The sequence below is a fragment of the Pseudomonas sp. MPC6 genome, from assembly GCF_006094435.1.
GTDB lineage: Bacteria > Pseudomonadota > Gammaproteobacteria > Pseudomonadales > Pseudomonadaceae > Aquipseudomonas.
On the sequence record NZ_CP034783.1, the window covers coordinates 6,398,440 to 6,418,989 of the forward strand.

At 52.3% G+C, this 20,550-nt stretch carries 18 protein-coding genes; 12 read left to right on the plus strand and 6 right to left on the minus strand.

All coding sequences use genetic code 11. The annotated features are described in order from the left end of the window. Nucleotides 1-265: 265 nt before the first annotated feature. Nucleotides 266-682, minus strand: coding sequence for a hypothetical protein (locus ELQ88_RS31880; protein WP_138969277.1), 417 nt, complete (start codon nucleotides 680-682; stop codon nucleotides 266-268). A 552-nt stretch (nucleotides 683-1,234) separates the two neighbouring features. On the opposite strand from ELQ88_RS31880, the gene ELQ88_RS31885 reads away from it, so the two are divergent. Both ELQ88_RS31885 and ELQ88_RS31890 read left to right on the plus strand, forming a co-directional pair. Next, complete coding sequence (locus ELQ88_RS31885; RefSeq protein WP_138969278.1) at nucleotides 1,235-1,498, plus strand: hypothetical protein; 264 nt, start codon at nucleotides 1,235-1,237, stop codon at nucleotides 1,496-1,498. A gap of 56 nt (nucleotides 1,499-1,554) precedes the next feature. After that, complete coding sequence (locus ELQ88_RS31890; RefSeq protein WP_138969279.1) at nucleotides 1,555-2,610, plus strand: AraC family transcriptional regulator; 1,056 nt, start codon at nucleotides 1,555-1,557, stop codon at nucleotides 2,608-2,610. A 205-nt stretch (nucleotides 2,611-2,815) separates the two neighbouring features. Here the strand turns inward: ELQ88_RS31890 and ELQ88_RS31895 are convergent, their stop codons facing one another. From ELQ88_RS31895 to ELQ88_RS31915, 4 genes are all read right to left on the minus strand, one after another. Then, entirely contained in the window at nucleotides 2,816-3,130 is a 315-nt protein-coding gene (locus tag ELQ88_RS31895) for a hypothetical protein (protein WP_138969280.1), read from the minus strand. Nucleotides 3,131-3,346: 216 nt separating this feature from the next. Further along, nucleotides 3,347-4,144 (minus strand): IS21-like element helper ATPase IstB, encoded by a 798-nt coding sequence (istB, locus tag ELQ88_RS31900; RefSeq protein ID WP_138969281.1) that lies wholly within the window; start codon nucleotides 4,142-4,144, stop codon nucleotides 3,347-3,349. Beyond that, nucleotides 4,137-5,636, minus strand: a complete 1,500-nt coding sequence (gene istA / locus ELQ88_RS31905) for an IS21-like element ISPpu27 family transposase (RefSeq protein WP_138969606.1) — start codon at nucleotides 5,634-5,636, stop codon at nucleotides 4,137-4,139. The genes istB and istA overlap by 8 nt, the downstream gene beginning before the upstream one ends. Before the next feature lie 296 nt (nucleotides 5,637-5,932). Further along, a complete protein-coding gene (locus ELQ88_RS31915; RefSeq protein WP_138969283.1) occupies nucleotides 5,933-6,823 on the minus strand; it encodes a LysR family transcriptional regulator in 891 nt (296 codons plus the stop codon). A gap of 249 nt (nucleotides 6,824-7,072) precedes the next feature. Here ELQ88_RS31915 and ELQ88_RS31920 point away from each other — a divergent pair, with 249 nt between their 5' ends. The 6 genes from ELQ88_RS31920 to ELQ88_RS31945 all read left to right on the plus strand — a co-directional run bounded on the left by ELQ88_RS31920 (nucleotide 7,073) and on the right by ELQ88_RS31945 (nucleotide 14,378). After that, nucleotides 7,073-7,945 (plus strand): TauD/TfdA family dioxygenase, encoded by an 873-nt coding sequence (locus ELQ88_RS31920; RefSeq protein ID WP_138969284.1) that lies wholly within the window; start codon nucleotides 7,073-7,075, stop codon nucleotides 7,943-7,945. Between the two features lie 819 nt (nucleotides 7,946-8,764). Next, nucleotides 8,765-10,117, plus strand: a complete 1,353-nt coding sequence (locus tag ELQ88_RS31925; protein WP_138969285.1) for an OprD family outer membrane porin — start codon at nucleotides 8,765-8,767, stop codon at nucleotides 10,115-10,117. 427 nt (nucleotides 10,118-10,544) lie between these two features. Then, nucleotides 10,545-11,450, plus strand: coding sequence for a LysR family transcriptional regulator (locus ELQ88_RS31930; protein WP_138969286.1), 906 nt, complete (start codon nucleotides 10,545-10,547; stop codon nucleotides 11,448-11,450). Between the two features lie 41 nt (nucleotides 11,451-11,491). Continuing rightward, nucleotides 11,492-12,307 carry a carbon-nitrogen hydrolase family protein gene (locus tag ELQ88_RS31935; protein ID WP_138969287.1) on the plus strand — a complete coding sequence of 272 codons (816 nt, stop codon included), beginning with the start codon at nucleotides 11,492-11,494 and terminating at the stop codon, nucleotides 12,305-12,307. Nucleotides 12,308-12,309: 2 nt separating this feature from the next. Continuing rightward, a complete protein-coding gene (locus tag ELQ88_RS31940) occupies nucleotides 12,310-12,975 on the plus strand; it encodes an RraA family protein (RefSeq protein WP_138969288.1) in 666 nt (221 codons plus the stop codon). 110 nt (nucleotides 12,976-13,085) lie between these two features. Further along, nucleotides 13,086-14,378, plus strand: coding sequence for an MFS transporter (locus ELQ88_RS31945; RefSeq protein ID WP_138969289.1), 1,293 nt, complete (start codon nucleotides 13,086-13,088; stop codon nucleotides 14,376-14,378). Nucleotides 14,379-14,538: 160 nt separating this feature from the next. Here ELQ88_RS31945 and ELQ88_RS31950 read toward each other — a convergent pair whose 3' ends face one another. After that, nucleotides 14,539-15,465: a LysR substrate-binding domain-containing protein gene (locus ELQ88_RS31950; RefSeq protein ID WP_138969290.1), complete on the minus strand. Its 927-nt coding sequence runs from the start codon at nucleotides 15,463-15,465 to the stop codon at nucleotides 14,539-14,541. Between the two features lie 604 nt (nucleotides 15,466-16,069). Between ELQ88_RS31950 and ELQ88_RS31955 the strand changes: the two genes are divergently transcribed. From ELQ88_RS31955 to ELQ88_RS31970, 4 genes are read left to right on the plus strand one after another with little or no spacing between them, the layout of a single operon-like run. After that, nucleotides 16,070-17,650, plus strand: a complete 1,581-nt coding sequence (locus ELQ88_RS31955) for an ABC transporter substrate-binding protein (RefSeq protein ID WP_138969291.1) — start codon at nucleotides 16,070-16,072, stop codon at nucleotides 17,648-17,650. Further along, the gene (locus ELQ88_RS31960; RefSeq protein ID WP_178084725.1) at nucleotides 17,651-18,778 is read left to right on the plus strand and encodes an FAD-dependent oxidoreductase; all 1,128 of its coding nucleotides are present in this window, start codon (nucleotides 17,651-17,653) and stop codon (nucleotides 18,776-18,778) included. Then, nucleotides 18,747-19,055 (plus strand): (2Fe-2S)-binding protein, encoded by a 309-nt coding sequence (locus tag ELQ88_RS31965; RefSeq protein WP_267464303.1) that lies wholly within the window; start codon nucleotides 18,747-18,749, stop codon nucleotides 19,053-19,055. The genes ELQ88_RS31960 and ELQ88_RS31965 overlap by 32 nt, the downstream gene beginning before the upstream one ends. Beyond that, complete coding sequence (locus ELQ88_RS31970; RefSeq protein ID WP_138969292.1) at nucleotides 19,052-20,452, plus strand: NAD(P)/FAD-dependent oxidoreductase; 1,401 nt, start codon at nucleotides 19,052-19,054, stop codon at nucleotides 20,450-20,452. Before ELQ88_RS31965 ends, ELQ88_RS31970 begins: the two co-directional genes overlap by 4 nt. Nucleotides 20,453-20,550: the final 98 nt, after the last annotated feature.

Consider the following 20,550-nt stretch of genomic DNA (forward strand, 5'->3'; position numbering starts at 1 on the left):
GTACCGCGCCCCGTTACGCATCCAACCCGTTTCTGTTGGGATCGCAGGAATAACAACAAATCTCGCAGTCATTGAGACGTCCTCTCTAAGCCTCCATCACTATTAGCGGCTATTGGCCACCATAGCAAGCAGCCTTCCGCAGTTTCCGATGAAAAGCACGAGCGGCCTTCAGAGGTGAGCAGCATCTTAAAAAGGGATGCGTCGTTTTCTATCAAGTGCCTGCGCATCGCCTCATCCCCACGTTCAGTAAGTTTCCAATGGTTGGCTACGATTGTGCGTGGATGCCCGACAGAGGCAGCCAAAAACAAACCATTCGCCGTTGCAAGTCCCGTTCGGATACGCGCCTCTTCACCGATGAAATCACGGTGGAACTTTCAAGCGCGGCCGACCCCATATAAAGGCCCTCAAAATGATCGGGTGAGCAACTCTGCGCATTGCGGCACAGCTCCGCAGTGGCAATTGACAGGAGATCCAAATGCTTGTGCTCACGGATATGCAGCGCACGTACCTCAGGAAAATACGAGCCCTCAGCGAAGACCAACAGGGCAACGAAGTCTTTGCTGGCCTGACGCTCGAGGAATCCATGCGATTCAATTTTTTGAGCGAGTCGCTCTTGGGGCAGGAGCATCGGACTCAAGAAGACGTTGATGAATATCTCTCCCTTGTCCAAAAGCACGAACATACCCGGAATCAAATGCTCAGCGCAGAGGTAGGGGCCCAGCAAAACAGATCGGAGCGCCATTAAGTGTGAAGGCTCAATATTTGAGATCCAGCACTCAGCGGAAGGTCGGCCTCGTTCGAGTCGATCCCGTAAGGCGTATTTTTTTCCTACAGCAGCATGGCCTGCCCGATTCTCCGTTACACAAATAATTCACATAGGCAGGTCATCATCGTCAGAGCGATCACCACATGCTGCATTTTTGACATTCGATGTCTCCTTCGAGACCTGCCTGCAGCGCAATTTCAGCTAGGATTGCTGATAGAAGAAATGGGGCACTGACCCTATGACTTCCAACAGAGCAAAAACTGCCTAAGGGCCTGAACTCTATTTCAGCCATCAGCTCGTCGCGAGAGCCGATTTGTCCAACGACATCGCCATAGGAAGGTTTGCTGGCAAGAATTGCCGTGAAATATTCTAGCGGTATGGTGACGTTACTGACCCGAGCCGGCCTGCCAACGTGACATAGCAGGTTGAGCTAAAAAAATAAAAACAGATCGATCAAAGGGCTCTGCAATGAACGACACACGAAAGTCTCATCAACCCATAGCCTGTCTTAACCAGGCTCTTGAACGTAACCACCAGCTTTTCAGCGAAGCACAAAGCTTGCGCTGCGCCGCGCTGGATATTCTTGATCGGCCCTACCTGGACACGAGTGCTTTCAGCCAGTACCAGGAAAAGCGACGGCATGCCGATCTTAAATATGATGATGCCATTGAGCACCTGCGATCGTTGATGACGAAATACCAGCTTCCCCCGCAAATCCAGCATTTCCGATAACTTAAGGACGCCTTGCATAGCCATGGATGGCTGATTCAACAGGGAGATGAATCGTTATGTATAAAATGAGTGCAGGTTATGCCTGCGTGCTGATGAAAATGCTTTCGGCGCAAGGATTGGATGTTGACCATCTGTGCCAGGAGTCCGGGCTTGATACGAAGCTCACAGCAATCCCGGGATCATTCTGCGAACGAAGCACTATCTACCGCCTGTTGGGTCTGGCGGCTCAGGTTTCCGGCGATCCAGACATCGGTTTGAAATCGGCCGAGCATTTCCATCCAGGCATGTTTCAGATCGTCGGCTATACCATGATGTCCAGTTCGAACTTGAAAACTGCATTCGAACGACTGGCTCACTTCAGCCCGTTGATCGGCACAGGTTTCACCATGTTGGTTGTCCAGGAACAACAGGATTACCGCCTGGCCACGTTCGATCACCATCAACGCGGCTCGATCAAACCCCGCCAGTACACCGATGCCAGCCTCGCAGCCGTGCTAGGTGTCTACCGCTGGCTGAGTGGTAGCAAATCGCTGAGACCACTGAGTGTGGAATTCAGCTACCCCCAACCGAAAGACATCCATGAGCATCAACAGCTGTTTGGCTGCGAGCTGAGTTTCGGGGCAGCCTATGACAGCATCCTGTTCGACGGCGAGGAGCTACTGCGCCCGTTGCGCATGGCCAACGAAGCATTGGCCAGGCTCCATGAAAGCTATGCCAACGGTCAGCTCGACCTGCTGAATGACTCTACGGTGGTGTGCAGGATTCGTGCGCTGATTGCCGAACGCCTAAGCCAGGCGCAACCGCAGGGCCAATGTAATATGGAATCGATTGCAGCCGCCCTGAGCATCAGCAAACGAACGTTGCAACGGGCGCTGGAGAAGGCAGGCACGCAGTTCACGAATATCCTGAACCATATGCGTCAGCAACTGGCAGACTTCTATCTGCGCCATTCCCATTTCAATATGCAGCACGTGACCTACCTGCTCGGCTTCCACGACCACAGCAGTTTTCACAAAGCTTGCCTGCGTTGGTTCGGCATGACGCCCGGTCAGTATCGAGCCTGTCAACAATCGCTTGAGGCCAACGAAAACAAGATTCTTATAGCCCATTAAGGGAGGTGTTATGCCGTGAGGTGAGCGCCTCGGTGCTCATCTTGGTTTACGCTAGGCGAAATCATGCGGCCGAAAAACCCTAGGCCAGTCTTTGCAGTATTCACGTCCGGGTTTGGTACACATGTACGTAGGTGTTGCGTCAGCATCTATGTCTGAAACGATACCTTAGACTGTGTCTTACATCTCGGGCTAAAAGTGACTGACCTCACCATTGATTTGAGGGGTTGCCTGCTTCTTTTAAGCCAGGGTAATCATCGAGCCCTGTCCCAGTCCCAGCGTCTACGTTCTTCTGCTCGGGAACGGGTCTATGAAACACTCCGGCTTCAGCATCAGTACGCATCTGTTCGAGCTCTTTGATAAAGGCTTTGTCTTGAACTGTAGGCTTAGTGGTGTATCGCTTACGTTCAGGCTCGGGTTGTGCGGCATACGTCGTTACCGCATCAGGGTCGCGCTGCAGCTTTTCTTCGACTTGAGCCTCCAGCATTGCACGAAGCGCGTTTTTATCTGGGCGATTTAGCAATTTATTACTCCAGCGACAGGAAATTAAAGGCAAAAAGAGCTATGTCTGTCGGCGCTGATTGAAAACTGACCCACCCTGCCGATTGAAAATTGACCCAGGGCGGATTGCTGATTTTTGCCCCAGCAATTGTGGATAAGCTTAGCAGCAGTGTCCCAGTGAGAAGAGGCATCAAGCCCCACCGCATGTAGGCATGCGGCAGGGTATTTATTGTGCAGATCAAAACGGCTCATCGTCCTCGATACCGTCTTTGCGCTTTCGTTCACGTGACTTGATCTTCGTCTGAGTGGCCAGGCTGCTGTTTTGCAGTCGGTAGGACTCGTTGCCCGTTTCAACGATGTGGCAGTGGTGTGTCAGCCGATCCAGCAACGCAGTGGTCATCTTGGCGTCGCCAAACACACTCGACCATTCCGAGAAGCTGAGGTTGGTGGTGATAACCACGCTGGTGTGCTCGTACAGCTTGGATAGCAGGTGAAATAACAGGGCGCCACCGCTCTGGCTGAAGGGCAAATACCCCAGTTCATCGAGTATCACCAGGTCTGTGCGAAGCAGTCCTTGGGCGATTCGGCCTGCCTTTCCATCGTATTTTTCGCGCTCCAGCAAGTTGACCAGATCCACCGTGGAGTAGAAGCGCACGCGTTTGTTATGCGTCGTGATCCCGGACACGGCCAAGGCAGTGGCCAGGTGTGTCTTGCCCGTTCCAGGCCCGCCAATGAACACGACATTCTGCGCGGTATCTGTGAACTCCAGGTTGGACAGATCCCTGACCAAGCGGGCGTCTGCGCTGGAAGCGCTGAAGTCGAAGCCTGCCAAATCACGATGCATGGGGAGTTTGGCCATGTTCATCTGATGATTCACAGACCGTACGGCGCGATCTGCATGTTCCTGTTGAAGCAGATGTTCGAGCAGCCATTTCGACGACGCCGTCGAAGCTTCTCCTTGGGAAGCCAGTTCTTCCCAGGCGCTGGCCATGCCATGCAGACGCAGTTCTTTGAGTTCCGCCATAAGATCACGCATTGCGAGTCTCCTCATCGGTGGTACGGAGCCGGTCGTAGCGCGCCGTATTGGCGACAGGCGCTATCTTGAGTTGAAGGCTGGTTTCGGCGGACGGAGGGGCTGCTGTCGATGTCAGTCGAGCCAGGACATTCAGGATGTGGTCAGCGCTCAAACTGCCTGATTCAAGTACCAACTCCACAGCCACCAACACGGCATCGAGCCCGGCGATAGGAACAGCCGCCAGTACCTGCGTCATGATTCGATCACCGTTGGTGTGACGCCTCAGACCGCGTTTTAGCAGTTGCAACGGCTTCGGCAGATCAGCAAACGGAGCGCCATTACGCAGCGCTCCGGGCTTGCGCTCGATAAGCGGGATGTAGTGCTGCCAGTCGAAGCTGACCTGGTCTCGATCAAAGAGGCGCTCGTGACTGGCAATCGTCGTTTCATCGGCGATGACTACAATCCGTGAAGGATACAGACGGCTGCTGACCCACTGGCCGACCCGCTCACACGGCACCGAGTAGCGATTTCGCGCCACGCTGATCAAACAGGTGCTGGAAACTCTTACCGTACGTTCAACGTAACCATCAAAGGCGGTCGGCATCGGCATCAATTCAGCGCGTTCCAGCTCCAGGACGTCCGCCACTGTCAGCCCGTTGTACTGCGGGTGCAGCAGCTCACCCCAGAGCGTACGGCAGCGTTGGCCGAGCCAGGCATTCAGTTCCTCGAAGGTGTGGAACATGCAGTTTTGAGCATCGAGCCAGATGCGCCGTCGGCTGTCTTGGACGTTCTTTTCAACGATACCTTTTTCCCAGCCGGAGGCCACGTTGCAGAAGTCCGGGTCGAACAGATAGTGGGCACACATCACGGCAAACCGGGCATTGACCGTGCGGCCCTTACCCTTGTTGACCTTGTCGACAGCGGTCTTCATGTTGTCGTAGATGCCGCGACGCGGCACCCCACCTAACGCGCCAAACGAGCGGGTATGGGCATCGAACAACATCTCATGGCCTTGGCTGGGATACGCAACCAACCAAAATGCGCGACTGGCGCACAGCTTCATATGCGAGACCTGGATGCGTCGGAACAGGCCGCCGATCAGCAGACCTTCTTCGCTCCAGTCGAATTGAAAGGCCTCGCCGAGTGCAAACGTCAGCGGTACAAAGGCCCGTAAAGACTTGCCTTGCTCGCCGCGCCACGAGCGTATGAAGGCGGTGAGCTGGCTGTAGCCGCCGTCGTAACCCTCGGCCTTGATCTGTTCGAAGAGTGCTTTGGCGCTCCTGCGGTTGTGCTTTGCCCGAAACGAATCGGCCTTGAGCGCCTGCTCCAGCGTCTCGTGAAATGGACTGAGTTTGTTGAAGGTTGCGCACCGTTGGTACGCCGGCTGAGTGGCTTCGGGCGCTCTGACCCATTTTCGAATGGTGTTTCTCGACAGCCCGGTACGCTTGGCTATCTGATGCAGCGACAGCTTGTCGCGAAAGTACATTCGCCGAATTTTCCCCAACATTTCCATGCTGATCACCCTGTGTTCTCCTGCTCGGAAAGTGAGCAGAAGCAGTTGAACACCTGGGTCAGTTTTCAGTCGGCAGAACAGCCTTTACTGGGTCAGTTTTCGGTCAGCGGCAACAGGCTGATGATAAAGATAAAACCTATACCGAAGGTGAAGTTCGGGACAAGTTCAAGGATACACCCGTCTAGACGTAGCTCGACGAGGCTGAGCTTTCTCAATTTCTGACAAAAGGCCCACGGCACCATACCAAGACCATCCGATTCTAGAGAACCGCAACCTGAATACTCACGAACTGTTCGTCAGCCGTCACTGCCAATCAGCGAGCGGCATAATTCAATAATGCTATCTCGATTGACAGTTGGATCATCGACACTCCACGCCAGCCCCAGTCCGATGTATCGTTCTAGTCCCTCAACCTTGCGCAGCTCAAAGTCTTGTCCAGGAATGGATCTAACCCATTCTGGAACGAATCCTACACCGATCCCGGCGGCTATCATTGCCAGCATCGCCTGGGTGTCATTACAGCTATAAATCACCTGCTGATTCAGATCGTATTTCCGGAATTCCTCGGGAAAGTTCTCATCCGTGTGAGATTTATATGCCCTAGAAAACGCGATTATCTTCTGCTTACGCAAGTCGTCTGGCGTGACGGCGCTCTTACTGCTCAGAGGGTTTTCGCGTGCGATCGCTAATAGGTATTTCTCGCGATGGATGGACTGCCAGCGAAGAGATCCAATGTTTTCAACAGGACGAATGAAACCGAGATTGATGTTGCCGCGCTCAATTTCCCTCACAATGCCCACCGTATTGCCGTTGTGAATATGGATCCGAGCATCAGGGAAGCGTTGATTGATCCGCGCGATGAAATTGGGAAGCACACCGAAGGTCGCAGGATAAATGGTACCGATAGTGATCTGACTGAGGTCTTTACCTGCGACCGCTTGGGTAGCAAGGCACGTGCGGTCGATGTCACGCAAGATGTCGATGCACCGTGCATTGAAAAGTACCCCTGCTTCTGTCAATTGCACGCGACGGGTTGAGCGTGTGAGCAGCGGTACGCCGAGATGCCTCTCAAGCACTTGGATTTGAGCCGTCACGGCTGGTTGGGCGATCTGCAATCGGATAGCCGCTCGTCCAAAATGCAGTTCTTCCGCAACAACTACAAATGTCTTGATCTGCCGTAGATCCATTGGTTACTCCCATTTAGCTGTTCTTGATTTATACCGATGGCGGATGAATGTCAAATTGATTGATCAGGTTTTTGGATAACTGCCTTTCATGGCTCTGCCAGGCATTGCCTCTCAATGCCTCCGTTGCGGCTGGCTCGGTGACTGATAAGCTATCACGATTAATAGTCGATTATTATTATTGGATGTCAGTTTCAACGAGGCGATAGGTTAGGCACAGATCGTAACCTTCAGCTGATGAGGAATAAGAGCATGCTGACCAAAAATAAGATCACGGCTATCTCGAATGGTAGTAATGTCTGCGCAGACATCGTAGGTTTTGACTTCAACGACTATGATGCCCAGGATGTCGCTGAAGTACGAAAAATCTGGCTCCAGTACGGAGTTGTGCGTTTCCGAGATATCGACATCACCGACGGGCAGCACATCAAGTTCTCTCACCATTTCGGCGAGGCGGTTATTCACCCGAAACAGTTGCAGGAGGGAGCTCACCCAACGCAAAAAGAAATCTTAGTCATCGCCAATACTACCAAAGACGGTAAGCCATCAGGGGCATTGGGTAACAGTGAAGCGACCTGGCACACCGATACGTGGTTCTATGAGCGTCCACCTGCTGGCGCGTTGCTGCGATCCATTGCACTTCCGCCCACTGGCGGTGACACCTATTGGGTATCGATGTATCAGGCCTACGAGACCCTGCCTTCCTATTTGCTCAATGCAGTCAAAGGCCGGCAGATTTTCTTCCAGAGCGTCTATGACTCTGCGGGCGATCTGCGTCTGAATAAACAGCTGCCAAAAACCGAAGATATCCGTGAATGGCCTGGAATTGTTCATCCGCTCGTACGCGTACATGGGGACAGCGGACGGCAGGCTCTGTATTTGGGGGCAAAGGGTGTGCGGGGGCAAGACTCCTGGGTCGTTGGTTTGCCGATTGATGAAAGCGATGATCTCGTTAACCAGTTATGGAAGCACACTCTTAGCGGCGAGATATTTGTCCAGAAGTGGCGTCTTGGTGACATGATTATGTGGGATAACCGTTGCACTATGCATCGCCGCGACTCGTTCAGCCCGGAACACATTCGAATTATGCACCGCACTACTGTTGCAGGTGAGCGTCCGGTGTAACCGGTGAATTGAGGCTGCGATTTCCTTAGCTCTGAGTTGGCATGGGTCTTTCTCAAGCTGGACATAAGATAAGTCATGTTTGGGGAGAGCGTATAAAGCTCAAGTTCTGCGCCTTCTATCTTGAATCTAATAATTGGCTAGTCACTTTGTGAATAGCCAATTGCTTATGGTCAAACTGCGATAATTAGAATCTTCGCTTCTAGCTGTTAATCCCCCCATTCAAGAAAGCAATAAATTCCTTATGAGCTAACCATCAATTTATGGCAGAGTGCATGCACTACGCCACAACTGTCTTTCGTCTAAAACCCCGCACGGGGGTTCGAATTCTGTTTCCTTCCCGCTCCTGGATGATCAACGAACGTCCTTCGGAATATAGAGCCTGCCATTTTCGTGCAGACCACTCTTTTTATCCGAACGGAGCTGGTAGTTCTCATGTTAGGCTTGCATTCTAAGCGAATAAGAAAAACTGACTCGTTACATGTAGGCGGCGAGGGTAACACTCCTACTCACCACAATGGCGCGCAGCGTTGCGAAATAGTGCGTCATGATACGGATGTCTACGTTAACTGTGATGAATGTATAGCTTTACAGCATTAGCTCATGTATCTGGGTAATAGCTGGGGACAATTTGGAGTTTAATCGCCCCGTAAACAGAGGCCCTGGCAGTTTGCTGGCATCGTTCTTGCTCTTTTCTGGTGGGCGTATCAGATGATCAATAGGGAAATTGAAATCCATTGCGTTTGAGTGGAGTTTATTCGTGCGCCAAACGGAATATATAAAAAATACTAACCAACAATAAGCGGTCTTTATAGTGACGGAGTGGCACTGGTGACAAAAGTAAAAAAAATACTGGCTGCTTTTGCATGCGGCACCTTGGCCCAACAAGGCTATGCAGTAGGCTTCCTTGACGATAGTAAGGCATCCATCAGTTCTCGCACGTTGTACTACGATGGGGATCAGAGGAGTACTGGTGGGGTTGATCAACGGCAAACATTGACGGGGTTAAGGTTTGACTTTCAGTCGGGGTACACCCAAGGGGCAGTAGGGCTGGGGCTTGACTTGCAAGCGCTTGCAGGCTTCAACTTGAGCGGTGGCAGCTCACAACATGATGCCTCCACAGTAAATACTATTTCCCCGGTGAAGACTGACGGCTCGCCTGTCGATAACTGGTCTAGGATCGGAGGCAACGCTCGCTTCAAATACTCCAAGACTGAAATTAAGGCTGGCAATGCGCTGGCCTTCAATCTTCCAGTACTAATTTCAAACGACGGTCGCCTGTTACCCGCGAACTTTCAGGGCGCTGCATTGACGTCAAATGAGTTCGACAATATTACTTTGACCGGCGGATTTTTGAATCGTGCTATTGGCCGCGCATCCAGCAACTGGGCAGGAATCGCTGGCGGAGGGAGTAAGGGCAGTGATGGTTTTACGTTTGCTGGAGGTGATTGGAACGTCCGAAAAAATTTAAAGCTGCAGTACTATCATGCCCAGCTGGAGGACTACTACAGCCAAAACTTTTTCGGAGTAATTCATTCGCTTAATGTTGGTGTCGGTCGATCGCTGACAACTGACTTAAGGTACTTTAAAAGCAATTCTGACGGTAAGAACGGTACGGACAGTCGCTATGCTATGCGCACCGGCTATAACGAAAATGGAGAGGTCGACAATACAACGTGGTCTCTGGCTTTCACCTACAAAGATGGTGGTCACGCGCTGACCTTGGGGCATCAGCAAACCGGTGATCAATCTGGCTTCGCAACCGTCAATAGCAGCAATGTGGTAGATGGTCGAGCTCGGCCAGAAGGTGAAGGGGGGGTTCAATCGCTGTACCTCTATACTGACGTTATGCTGAATAGTTTCATTCGCGCGGGCGAAAATTCTACATTTGGGATTTACAGCTACGATTTCGCCGCCTTAGGTGTGCCTGGCTTGAAGGCGGGATGGACATATGTAAGTGGTAAAGATATTCGCGGTACAGGCAGTACCACTACGGGTAGATACAGTGAGTGGGAAAGTGACTACCGTCTAGATTATGTTGTCCAGTCTGGATCATTCAGGGGGCTTGGCTTTACGCTCCGTAAGGGGATCTTTAGAACAGGGCTTCCGGCCTCGACGTTAAAGGATCAGGATCAAGTTCGGCTGCTCGTTAACTATACCTATGCGCTTTGGTAAGAGTTAATAATGCCTGGGTAGCGTTCGAGATCATCTATCTTTAAGTTTTGGTGGTCGGTGTTTTCGTACGCTGCCGCGCTAGTAAGCGCCATGTTTAGATCATATGTTCAGAGGCGATGCTGGCGTTGGGCTGGAGTGGGGTATAAGGAGAAATTATAGGGTAGTGCGATTTTTTGATTATCTATGATGGCCTAGGTGCCACAAACTGAACCTAACAACATCTATCAATGGCAGTCAGTCTCATCGGATGCGCTCCGTCAATGGGTGCAAGGGACTGAGTCAGCACCGCAGGATGCAACGTCGGCTACCGCTGAGGAAGCGCTCGGTAAGTCTGGCCTGGGTGTAGAAGGCTAAATCTGCCAGATGGTTAGGGTATTTACTGAACGCGACGGATAGCGATAAAAACCGTCTGCGATAGGGAGTACATATGCCTATTAAGTTAAGGCAAATCGAGGCATTTAGAACGGTCATGCGCGAGGGAAGCATGGTACGTGCTAGTGCGGCTATGGCCGTAACACAGCCTGCTATCAGCTACATGATTTCTGGTCTCGAAACTGCTGTTGGATTTCCTCTTTTTAGTAGGCAAGGAGGAAAGCTAAGTGCAACCCCAGAGGCAATTCAGCTGCTAGCCGAGGTCGATCGCCTCTATCAGGGACTCGAATCCGTAGAGGCAGTAGCCTATAAGATCGCGAATTATGGCAATGCAGAGTTGCGTATCCTCATTACACAAGCGTTGTCTGCTGGACGAATTGTAAATGGGATTAGAAAATTTGCAGCATTGCATCCAGGCATCAAAATTGACTTGGACGTTGAACATCGAGCGCTCATTACCCATCGAGTCAATTCAGGTCAAGCAGATCTAGGTATACTGTCCATCTCAATAGGTCTTGAAGATCAAAGTTCGACGTTGTTTAGCAGTCCAATTATCTGTGTGGCGTCACCCACAGCTCAAATTTCGCAAGCCTCGACTGTTACCGCTGCGCAGCTAGCGGGAGTCCCCCTGGTAGGGCTCAAATCGAATGGGCTCATACGGCCAATGGTCGATCAATGGTTCCGTGAGGCTGGAGTGACGCCAACTTATACGATCGAAGTCGGCGGGGCCGGCACGGCTATTGAGTTGGCTAGGGGTGGCCTCGGAGTGACGTTCGTCAGTAGCTTCAGCTTGATGGAGCGGGCGGACAGCCAGCTTCAATCATTTGAATTGGAAAAATCTCTGAAACTTAAGATTGGGGTGATCACTTCATCATCTGTACATCCAAACAGGGCAGCGCATGCGCTAGTTCAATATCTGACGCAAATATATTCGGAAAGTGTGTCGGATGCATGTTTCTGAGGCGCTTGCCTCATTTGTAAAATAAACAGTGAGGATTAATTGTGAAAGTTTCTCTTATTCAAATGAATTCGATACAGGATAAGGCGTTTAATTTGTCCGAGGCAGATCGTCTTGCGCGAGAAGCGATCGATCGCGACGGGTCACGTCTGGTGGTTTTCCCGGAGCACTTTGATTGGGCTGGCGGTACGCCTGAACAAAAGATTGCAGCTGGTGAGCCTCGCACTGGTGGGCCGGCATACGAGATGTGCAGAAAGCTTGCGCAGGACTGCAACGTCTACGTTCATACCGGTAGCTTCTACGAGAGCACGCCAGACGGTAGCCGCGTTTACAACACGTCCGTCATTTTTGATCCCAAAGGCAATGAGTTGGGCCGGTACCGCAAGATCCACCTATTTGATATCGTAACTCCGGACGGTATGCGCTATGGCGAGTCCAGCGCTGTAGCGCCAGGTACCGAGGCGACGGTAGTCGATATTGAGGGTCTGAAGTACGGTTTGGCCATTTGCTACGATATCCGCTTCCCAGAGCTTTTTCAAAAGCTTGTTGCATTGGGTGCTGACGTTATCGTACTGCCTGCAGCATTCACCCTTCAAACGGGTAAAGACCACTGGGACGTACTCTGCCGCGCACGGGCTATTGAAACGCAGTGCTACTTCCTCGCTCCGGGTCAAACAGGCCCATTTGAACAGTCGGGTGAGACTCGTTACTCCTACGGCCACTCGCTTCTCTGCGATCCTTGGGGGCATATCATCGCCAAGGCGTCCGATGGTGTGGGCTATGTGACAGCAAATATCGAACCTGAGCGCATTGCAGCCATTCGCATGCAAATTCCACTTGCCTCCCACAAGGTACTTTAAAAATGAAAAAGTTCCTCATAGGCGATATGCCGGATCCGATCAGCCCTGAGCTGGAAAAAATCCTTCTTGAGGTCGAGACCGCTACTGTTGGTCATCTTCTTCACTGGGGATTCATGGATGGCGAAATCCAAGCCCTGGGTAATAGTAAGCGCGTCGTGGGTACGGCGGTAACTTTGGCGCTGCCTGCTCAAGATTCCACTTTGTTGCACTACGTCACCAGCTTGCTCAAGCCCGGCCACATTGTGGTGATTGATCGCTTGGGTGATCGTAAGCATGCCTGCTGGGGAGGAGGCGTCACGCAGGCAGCTGTGACTGCTGGGGCAAGCGCCGCAGTCATTGACGGCATGTGTACCGACCCGCATGAAATTCAAGAGCATGATTTCCCGGTCTGGAGTCGCGGCGTGTCTCCGATCACAACTCGGATTTACGGACTGGGCGGCAAGTTGAACACGCCTGTTTCCTGTGGTGGTGTGGCTGTATGCCCAGGTGACATCGTGATCTGCGATGAGAACGGAGTCCTTGTCTTGAGTCCTTCGGAAGTTGATGACGTTATACAAACGGCATTCGCTAAACAGGGTCGCGGTGTCGAGAACTGCCGACGGATCAGAGAAGGGGAAAGGCTCGGCGACTTGTCGGGAGCGACAGCGATTGTAGAAGCAGATGCGTAGCCGGATTTGATCCACACTTCGAGCCTTGCTATACGGGATTGAAAATAAAAACGAATCAATGCCCTGTACGGTGAATTGCGTACGGCGCCCTTACTCGATAGAAGAAAATCATGACTAAAACAATATCTACCAGAAAAACCTGGTTCGCCGTTGCCACTTCTGGAAGTGGAAACTTGTTGGAAGTTTACGATTTTGCAGTGTATGCATTTTTTGCTACGACCATTGCTAAGTTGTTCTTTCCAAACGTAGATGAAACAACATCCTTGTTGCAGACGTTTGCGGCTTACGGCGCTGGCTTCATCGCTAGGCCGCTCGGTAGCTACGTAATTGGTCGCATTGGTGATAGAAGAGGGCGCAAGCCCGCGATGTTGCTGACGATTATTTGCATGGCCATCGGCAGTATTGGTATTGGTTTGATTCCGACATATGAGACTATTGGTGTCGGTGCTCCGATACTGTTAGTCATGTTGAGATGCCTTCAAGGCTTCGCCGCAGGTGGCGAATGGGGCACCTCTGCTTCTTATATAGTAGAGTGGTCTCCAGCAGGTCGAAAAGGATTTTTTGGAAGTTTCCAGAGCGTCAGCTCTTCTGGAGGGGCGCTGCTGGCATCCCTGGTGGCTTCGGCACTCTTGCTAATCCCTGCTGAAGACCTGTTGGACTGGGGATGGCGAGTACCATTTGTCGCTGGCGGTCTTGCGATCTTTGCATTCAGTCTGTTCCTGAGGGCTCATGCCGAGGAAACTCCTGAGTACGTTAATAGTAAAACGGAAGTGGTAAATCCAACCGACACTAAGCCATATGTACTTGGCTTGCAGGCATTTGGCTTCACCATTTTCTGGACAACGCTGTCCTACCTGGTTTCTGCGTACATGGTAACGTACACGCAGAATCACGCAGGTCTAACCAGGACTGAAGCACTGATCTCTAGCAACATTGCACTGCTCCTTCAGATCATGCTCATTCCGGTTGCCGGCGCTCTTTCCGACCGATTCGGGCGTAAGCCGCTGCTCCTCCTGGGTTGCGTTGGCACAGCTACACTGGCTTACCCGATTCTGAACATGATGTCTGGTGGTGCAACTTTCCATCAGGTTGTCATGCTGCAGTGTTGCTTGAGCGCACTGTTTGCAATGTACTCAGGCCCTGGGCCAGCTACTATTTGTGAAATTTTCCCGACGCGCCTGCGCAACACTTGGATGACCGTGGGATACACGTTGGCAGTATGTTGCTTTGGCGGTTTCGCACCGATGATCTCGACCTGGTTAATTTCTGTAACTAAAGTTGCGGCATCCCCGGCGTTCTTGCTCATTCCTGCTGCTGTCGTGTCGGCGTTGGTAATTCTGAAGCTGCCTTCCAGCCGTATCAATGACTTTAAGCCCGCTGCTAGGGCGGGAGCATCTTACTGAGCTTCTTAGCTTAGTCGATTCGATATTCTGAGTGATGCTTCCTTAGTTCGAGACAGTCGAGCTCTTCCAACTGAGCGTGACAGGGATGTTCGCTCAGAATTTCGCCGCCTGGCTCAATATGCGCCTTGGAGCTAAGGGTCATATATCAGGGTTGTACCGACTAGCTTCGGATGAGCAGATGGGCAGGAACCATATTGAGGATTTCTTTTTTTGCATGGTCGATGAAGGGTTTCAATATCAGGGTTGATGAGTTTCTCTGTGAGATCACGATAGAATAATCATTTCTAATTACCGGTTCGAAGTTTAGAAATTTAACGCCTGTGCCTGTATACCCACAGGCTGTTAAAGGGTCGATGATTGAAATCCCCACGCCTGCTTCGACTAGCTGCAGAATTGCTGCAGAAGTCTGCGTTTCGCAGTTTACGTGCCGTTTCACGCCATGAGAAAGCATCAGGGAGTCTATACGCATTCTGGATTCCATAAGAGGCATCATGGAAATGAAGCGTTCGCCTTCGAAGTGCTCTGGTCGTAAAGTTCTTTTTGTGGCAAGGGCGTGCGTTTTTGGCACTATCGCGACCATTTTAGCAGATACCAGAGTCTCACTATTACCCGCCTTGGTAGAGCGTGCTGGGAACATGGCGAAGCCTAGGTCGCATTGATCCCGTTGCACCATATCCAGAACTGTGGGGGAACTATGCATACGCATTGAGACATGGGCCTCGGGATGAGCCAGAGTGAAACTATTAATGGCGCGTGGCAGGAACGAGAGCGCCATATTTGGCGATGCTGCTATTTCAAGTCGTCCCATTTTCAAAGATTTGATATTTGTAGCCGCATTAGCGATACGCTCAATGCTCAACAATGATTGCTCAACGTCTTTGACGAGGAGAGCCGCTTCAGGGGTTGGTACCAGTCGCCCCTTGGTTCTTGTAAACAGTGTCAGGCTTATCCGTTCCTCAAGATCGGCAATCAGTCTCGTGACCACTGGTTGGGTCACTTCAAGCATTTCTGCAGCACCGGTAACCGATTTTCGCACCATGATCGCCCGGAACGCTTCTAGGTGACGAAGGGTGATCCTGTTCTCCATAGCTCTCCACCCGTCAATAGCATAAAGACATGATCTTTTTAGCTTACGGTAGCGTCATCTACTAATCAAAAGCTTTTCGACGCGCTGGTGAAGAAACAGTCCGATCTATTCTAAAGAGATATCGTTAACGATGTGTGGTTCGTGAATCTGCCTGCCGAGGCTATTTTCACCACGTGGCTACTGAGTGAATTTTCTCCTCATGAAATTCATTGAGGTGCGCGGTGTAAGGTTAATTATCGCAATTGAGTCGCATCCGTATCCATAGTCATTTCGAGTGACTATCGGAATGTTACGGAAGGTAGCGGACGTGAGTACGACGTTTCATTTTGAAGCGTTCCATAGCCAAGCACGCCCGACGGTAGCGCACTAGAAGGGAAAGGTTTCTGTCTTCTATAGGGAAAAGACATTGAACAATGTTTTCTTTGCTATGGGTAAGATGAAATCAAATAATAAAATCCATATAAATCAATGAGATATAATAGATTGGCCCGCCCATTGCTAAAAAACATACACTTTAGGGGATCCACACTACGTCCCTCCTCCCAGCCAAGCTGAACGAACTGACTGGTTGATATCAGCACCTTTATTTCCGGAGTCGTGAAAAATGAAAGCATTAGGTTTGACCCTCCGAACGAGCGCCGTTACCGCGTTAATAACGTTGTCAGGGGTCAGCCCTTGGGCATTGGCTCAAGATAGCGCACGCGCAACGATCTCAGTCAGTCCAGGCATTGCTGATATCACCAGTCTCGACCCGCACCGTGCCTCGCTGATCGGTGATAAAGGTATCGTCGCCGAGATTTTCAATGCACTGGTGCGGTTCCCTCCAGGCAGTTCAGATCCCGCTGCGTTGGAGGCTGATCTCGCGGAGCGCTGGGAGTCCTCTGATGACAAGAAGATTTGGACTTTCTTTCTCCGCAAGGGGGTGATGTTCCATGGCGGTTATGGCGAGCTCAAGGCTGCCGATGTGGTTTACTCCCTGCAAAAGGCAGCCGACCCGAAACGCTCCAGCTTTTCAGCGAACTTCACTGCCCTTGAAAAAGTTGAAGCTCTGGATGACTACACGGTCAAGGTAACACTTGAATATCCAGATACCGCATTCCTTGGTCGAGTATCAAACTACCACGGCGGTCAGATTGTCAGTAAGGCGGCAGCCGAGAAGCTGGGCGAGCGTTATGGCCAAGCGCCGATCGGAACTGGCCCGTTCGCCTTCTCGGAGCATATCACCCAGCAGTATGTGAAATTGGTGGCCAACGATCAGTACTTTCGCAGTAAGCCGAAGCTTGGCGCGATTGTATATAGGATGATCCCTTCTGATAGCGCTCGTGAGTTGGCTTTTGCCTCCGATGAGCTTGATCTGATGCTGGGCAAGCGTGAACAGCGCTGGGTAGAGCGGAGCAGAGCCCGTGGTGTGACTGTTGACGTTTTCGAGCCTGCGGAATTCCGTACGCTCTTCCTTAACCGGAATATTAAGCCGTTAGATGATATCAAGGTTCGTCAAGCCATCGCGGCGTCAATCAATGTCGCTGAGATCATTCGCTATGCCGGTAAAGATGTAGCCGATGCCGGGTGCTCCATTGTACCTAATGGTTATCAGGGCCTCGATTGTAGTGCCGGCCCATATGCCTACGACCCTGCGCAAGCGAAAGCCTTGTTAGCTAGCGCTGGCTATCCCAATGGGTTGAAGCTGAAATCCGTGGTTTCCAACGCAGCCCCGCAATTGCCGATCATGGAGATTATCCAAGCACAACTGGCTAAGGCAGGTATCACCTTGGAAATGGAGGTCGTGGATCACGCGACTTACCAAGCCAAAAGCCGCCAGGATCAAAGCGCGATCGTGTTTTACGGCGCAGCTCGATACCCGGGCGCCGACTACTGGCTCACAGAGTTTTACGATTCGGCCTCTGCCATCGGCGCACCAGCTGCGATGTCGAATTTCGGGCACTGCGCTGTAGCTGATGATGCCATTCGCAAAGCCAGGGTAGAGGCTGATCCTCAAACTCAACTCGATTTGTGGAAGAAAGCGCAGGCTCAGATTCACGACGACATTTGCGCTATCCCTTTGTTTGGTCTCAAGCAGGTCTGGGCTAAGGCTACCAGCGTGGACTATGGGTACGTCCTCCACGGTGCTTTGAATCTGCAGCCCCCAGTAACTGAGCTCACCACGGTCAAGCGGGGTGATCAGTAAATGATTCCCCAATTTGATGTGATCATCATTGGCGGAGGCATGGTGGGGGCCGCGATCGGCTACGGCCTCGCAGGTGCTAGACGCCGTATTTTGATGCTGGATGGAGCTGACACCGATTACCGCGCCGCCAAGGCTAATTTTGGTCTGGTGTGGGCTCATGGCAAGGGGATGAGAGATCCTGACTACCAACGGTTGTCTCTCAATGCAGTTAAGGCATGGCCGGCTTTTGCGTCGCAACTTGAGGAAGAAAGCGGCATCTCGCTGGACTACGAGCAGAAGGGAGGCTTGAACTTCTGTCTGAGTGACGACGAATTCGATGCTCGGGCAAAGGCAATGGATACCTGGAACAGGCAAACACCAGAACTTGCCCCATCAGCCCACATGCTGGATCGAGCTGAACTGTTGCGTCGATTTCCGACAATGAAGCTTGGCAAGGCGGTTGTGGGTGCGAGCTTCGGCGAGTTCGATGGGCATGCGAACCCGCTTCGGTTGCTAGCCGCAATGCACAAAGCCTTTATGGCCCGTGGCGGGCAGCTGCAGAACAATCGCCCAGTCACCAACATACGACGCCTATCTGGCGGGGGCTTCGAAGTTCAGTCAGGTGACTACCGTGCCCAGTGTGAGCGAATCGTCGTTGCGGCTGGATTGGGGTGCGCAGCGCTTGGGCCAATGGTGGGACTAAACGTGCCTATCCGCCCGCAGCGGGGCCAGCTCTTGGTTACTGAGCGCCTAGCGCCGCTACTTCCAATCCCTGGGAGCGGATTGCGGCAAACGGCGGAAGGCACGGTGATGATTGGCGTTACACAGGAAGAAGTAGGTTTTGACCTCGCAACCACTACCGAAGGCGCTGCGCGGATTACTCGTAAGGCGTTGAAGATTCTTCCAGATCTTGCACAGGCCAAATTAGTTCGCCAGTGGTCTTGTCTCCGGATCATGACGCCAGATGGAAATCCTGTTTATGCGAGGTCGTTGACACACCCTGGTGCAGAGATCGCCACCTGCCATTCAGGTGTGACCTTGGCGTCCTTCCACGCCAATGAGTACGCGAAAGTCTTCGACGCAAAAACGATCCCCGCTGATTTAGAGATTTTCCATTATGGACGTTTCAATCTTCAAAAAACTTCTTGAATTGCACGCCGTCACGATCACTATTTATGTGGATGGCGTTCCAGTGATGGCTGAGCAAGGTGAAACGGTAGCGGCGGTGTTGCTGAGGCAAAGCACTGCAGTCAACCGAACCTCCCCAGTGAAAGGAAGCCCGCGCGCGCCCTATTGCATGATGGGCGTTTGCTTCGACTGTCTTGCAGTAGTGGATGGGTGTGCCTCTACCCAAACTTGCTTAGTGACAGTTAAAGAGGGAATGCGCGTTGAGCGGCAGTATGGCCGCCGGAGTGTAGTGTCGTGAGCCGAACGTTTGATGTAATTATCGTCGGTGCTGGGCCTGCCGGCATGAGTGCTGCCGTTGTTCTTGGCAAGCTAGGCCTACAGGTGCTTGTGGTTGACGAGCAGCCTGCACCAGGTGGACAAATTTGGCGTGCTGTTGAAACCATCGCGCACACCGCCACCGGTGACATTTTGGGTACCGAGTACAAAGCCGGTGCAGAGCTGGTGCAGCGGTTCCGTGCATGCGGTGCAACGTACGAACCCAACACCCAGGTGTGGAAAATTGAGCCTGGCTGGACTGTGTTCATCAAGAGCAATGGTGTAGCTGAAGCTGTTAATGCCCGGCAGGTGTTACTTGCTACCGGTGCGCAAGAGCGCCCAGCGCCATTTCCAGGGTGGACACTACCAGGTGTTCTCACAGTAGGTGCCGCCCAGATCCTTCTAAAAACGTCTCGCCAGATCCCTGCAGAGCCTGTCTGGGTGGTTGGAAGCGGGCCGCTGCCCCTGCTGTACATGGCCCAACTCATTCGAGCGGGCGGCAAGGTCGCTGGCTGGCTGGATACTACTCCACCAGGCGGTTGGCGCCGCGCGCTTCCCTGGGCAAGCTCAATGGTTGCCGAGTTCAAGGAAGTCAGTAAGGGCCTTGCCTGGCTGCATCAAATCCGTCGCTCGGGGGGGCGCCGGATCAAAGGCGTTAAAGAGCTGCAAGCCCTGGGTGACGGCAGGCTTCAACAGCTTCAATTCAAGCTTAACAGCGGGGAGCTCTGCACAGTGCCGGCGAGCGTCCTCCTATCCCACGAAGGGGTGATTCCTTCTATTCACATTACCCAATCGCTTGGCTGCAACCACAGCTGGAGTAAACAGCAAAGGTGTTTAATTCCTGACCTTGATGAGTGGGGCGAGACCGATCAATCGGGTATTTTCGTTGCGGGCGATGGTGCAGGAATCGGCGGTGCCAAGGCTGCGTGTGTCAGGGGTCAGCTGGCAGCAATCGGTATGGCTAAGCGTGCCGGTCGTATGGCTGCAGACGCAGTGGCACAGCACACGGATGCGTTGAACCGTCGTCTACAGACATTGTTACGTCTGCGGCCAATGCTGGATTCGATGTATCCCCCCCGAGAGAGCATTTACACCCCATCCGATGAGACAGTGGTCTGTCGTTGCGAGGAGCTGACGGCGGGGGATATTCGTAAGGCCTGCGCAATAGCCCAGCCAGGGGTCAATCAGCTCAAGGCGTTTACCCGCGCCGGTATGGGCCCCTGCCAAGGTCGGCAGTGCGGCTACACCATCGCGAGCATCGTTGCAGCCGAGCAACAAATAGCAGTTGAGGATGTTGGTTTCTACCGGATCCGACCACCCCTTAAACCAATAACACTTGGGGAATTGGCGTCACTTGATGTGCAGGAGAAATTGCCATGATTCGCAGCTTGAAGAACCTGATGAGGCCGCCGCGTGGACGAGTGCCACTCGCGGTGGTAGCTCAACGACTGAGCCCAATCGAGATGGTGTCAACGCCT

What these genes read in the sequence shown, in the direction of transcription:
- ELQ88_RS31885 (WP_138969278.1), top strand. Translation starts at nt 1,235, where the DNA reads ATGAACGACACACGAAAGTCTCATCAACCCATAGCCTGTCTTAACCAG.
- ELQ88_RS31965 (WP_267464303.1), top strand. Translation starts at nt 18,747, where the DNA reads ATGGACGTTTCAATCTTCAAAAAACTTCTTGAATTGCACGCCGTCACG.
- ELQ88_RS31955 (WP_138969291.1), top strand. Translation starts at nt 16,070, where the DNA reads ATGAAAGCATTAGGTTTGACCCTCCGAACGAGCGCCGTTACCGCGTTA.
- ELQ88_RS31915 (WP_138969283.1), bottom strand. Translation starts at nt 6,823, where the DNA reads ATGGATCTACGGCAGATCAAGACATTTGTAGTTGTTGCGGAAGAACTG.
- ELQ88_RS31945 (WP_138969289.1), top strand. Translation starts at nt 13,086, where the DNA reads ATGACTAAAACAATATCTACCAGAAAAACCTGGTTCGCCGTTGCCACT.
- ELQ88_RS31920 (WP_138969284.1), top strand. Translation starts at nt 7,073, where the DNA reads ATGCTGACCAAAAATAAGATCACGGCTATCTCGAATGGTAGTAATGTC.
- ELQ88_RS31880 (WP_138969277.1), bottom strand. Translation starts at nt 682, where the DNA reads ATGTTCGTGCTTTTGGACAAGGGAGAGATATTCATCAACGTCTTCTTG.
- ELQ88_RS31950 (WP_138969290.1), bottom strand. Translation starts at nt 15,465, where the DNA reads ATGGAGAACAGGATCACCCTTCGTCACCTAGAAGCGTTCCGGGCGATC.
- ELQ88_RS31890 (WP_138969279.1), top strand. Translation starts at nt 1,555, where the DNA reads ATGTATAAAATGAGTGCAGGTTATGCCTGCGTGCTGATGAAAATGCTT.
- ELQ88_RS31960 (WP_178084725.1), top strand. Translation starts at nt 17,651, where the DNA reads ATGATTCCCCAATTTGATGTGATCATCATTGGCGGAGGCATGGTGGGG.
- ELQ88_RS31940 (WP_138969288.1), top strand. Translation starts at nt 12,310, where the DNA reads ATGAAAAAGTTCCTCATAGGCGATATGCCGGATCCGATCAGCCCTGAG.
- ELQ88_RS31930 (WP_138969286.1), top strand. Translation starts at nt 10,545, where the DNA reads ATGCCTATTAAGTTAAGGCAAATCGAGGCATTTAGAACGGTCATGCGC.
- istB (WP_138969281.1), bottom strand. Translation starts at nt 4,144, where the DNA reads ATGCGTGATCTTATGGCGGAACTCAAAGAACTGCGTCTGCATGGCATG.
- istA (WP_138969606.1), bottom strand. Translation starts at nt 5,636, where the DNA reads ATGGAAATGTTGGGGAAAATTCGGCGAATGTACTTTCGCGACAAGCTG.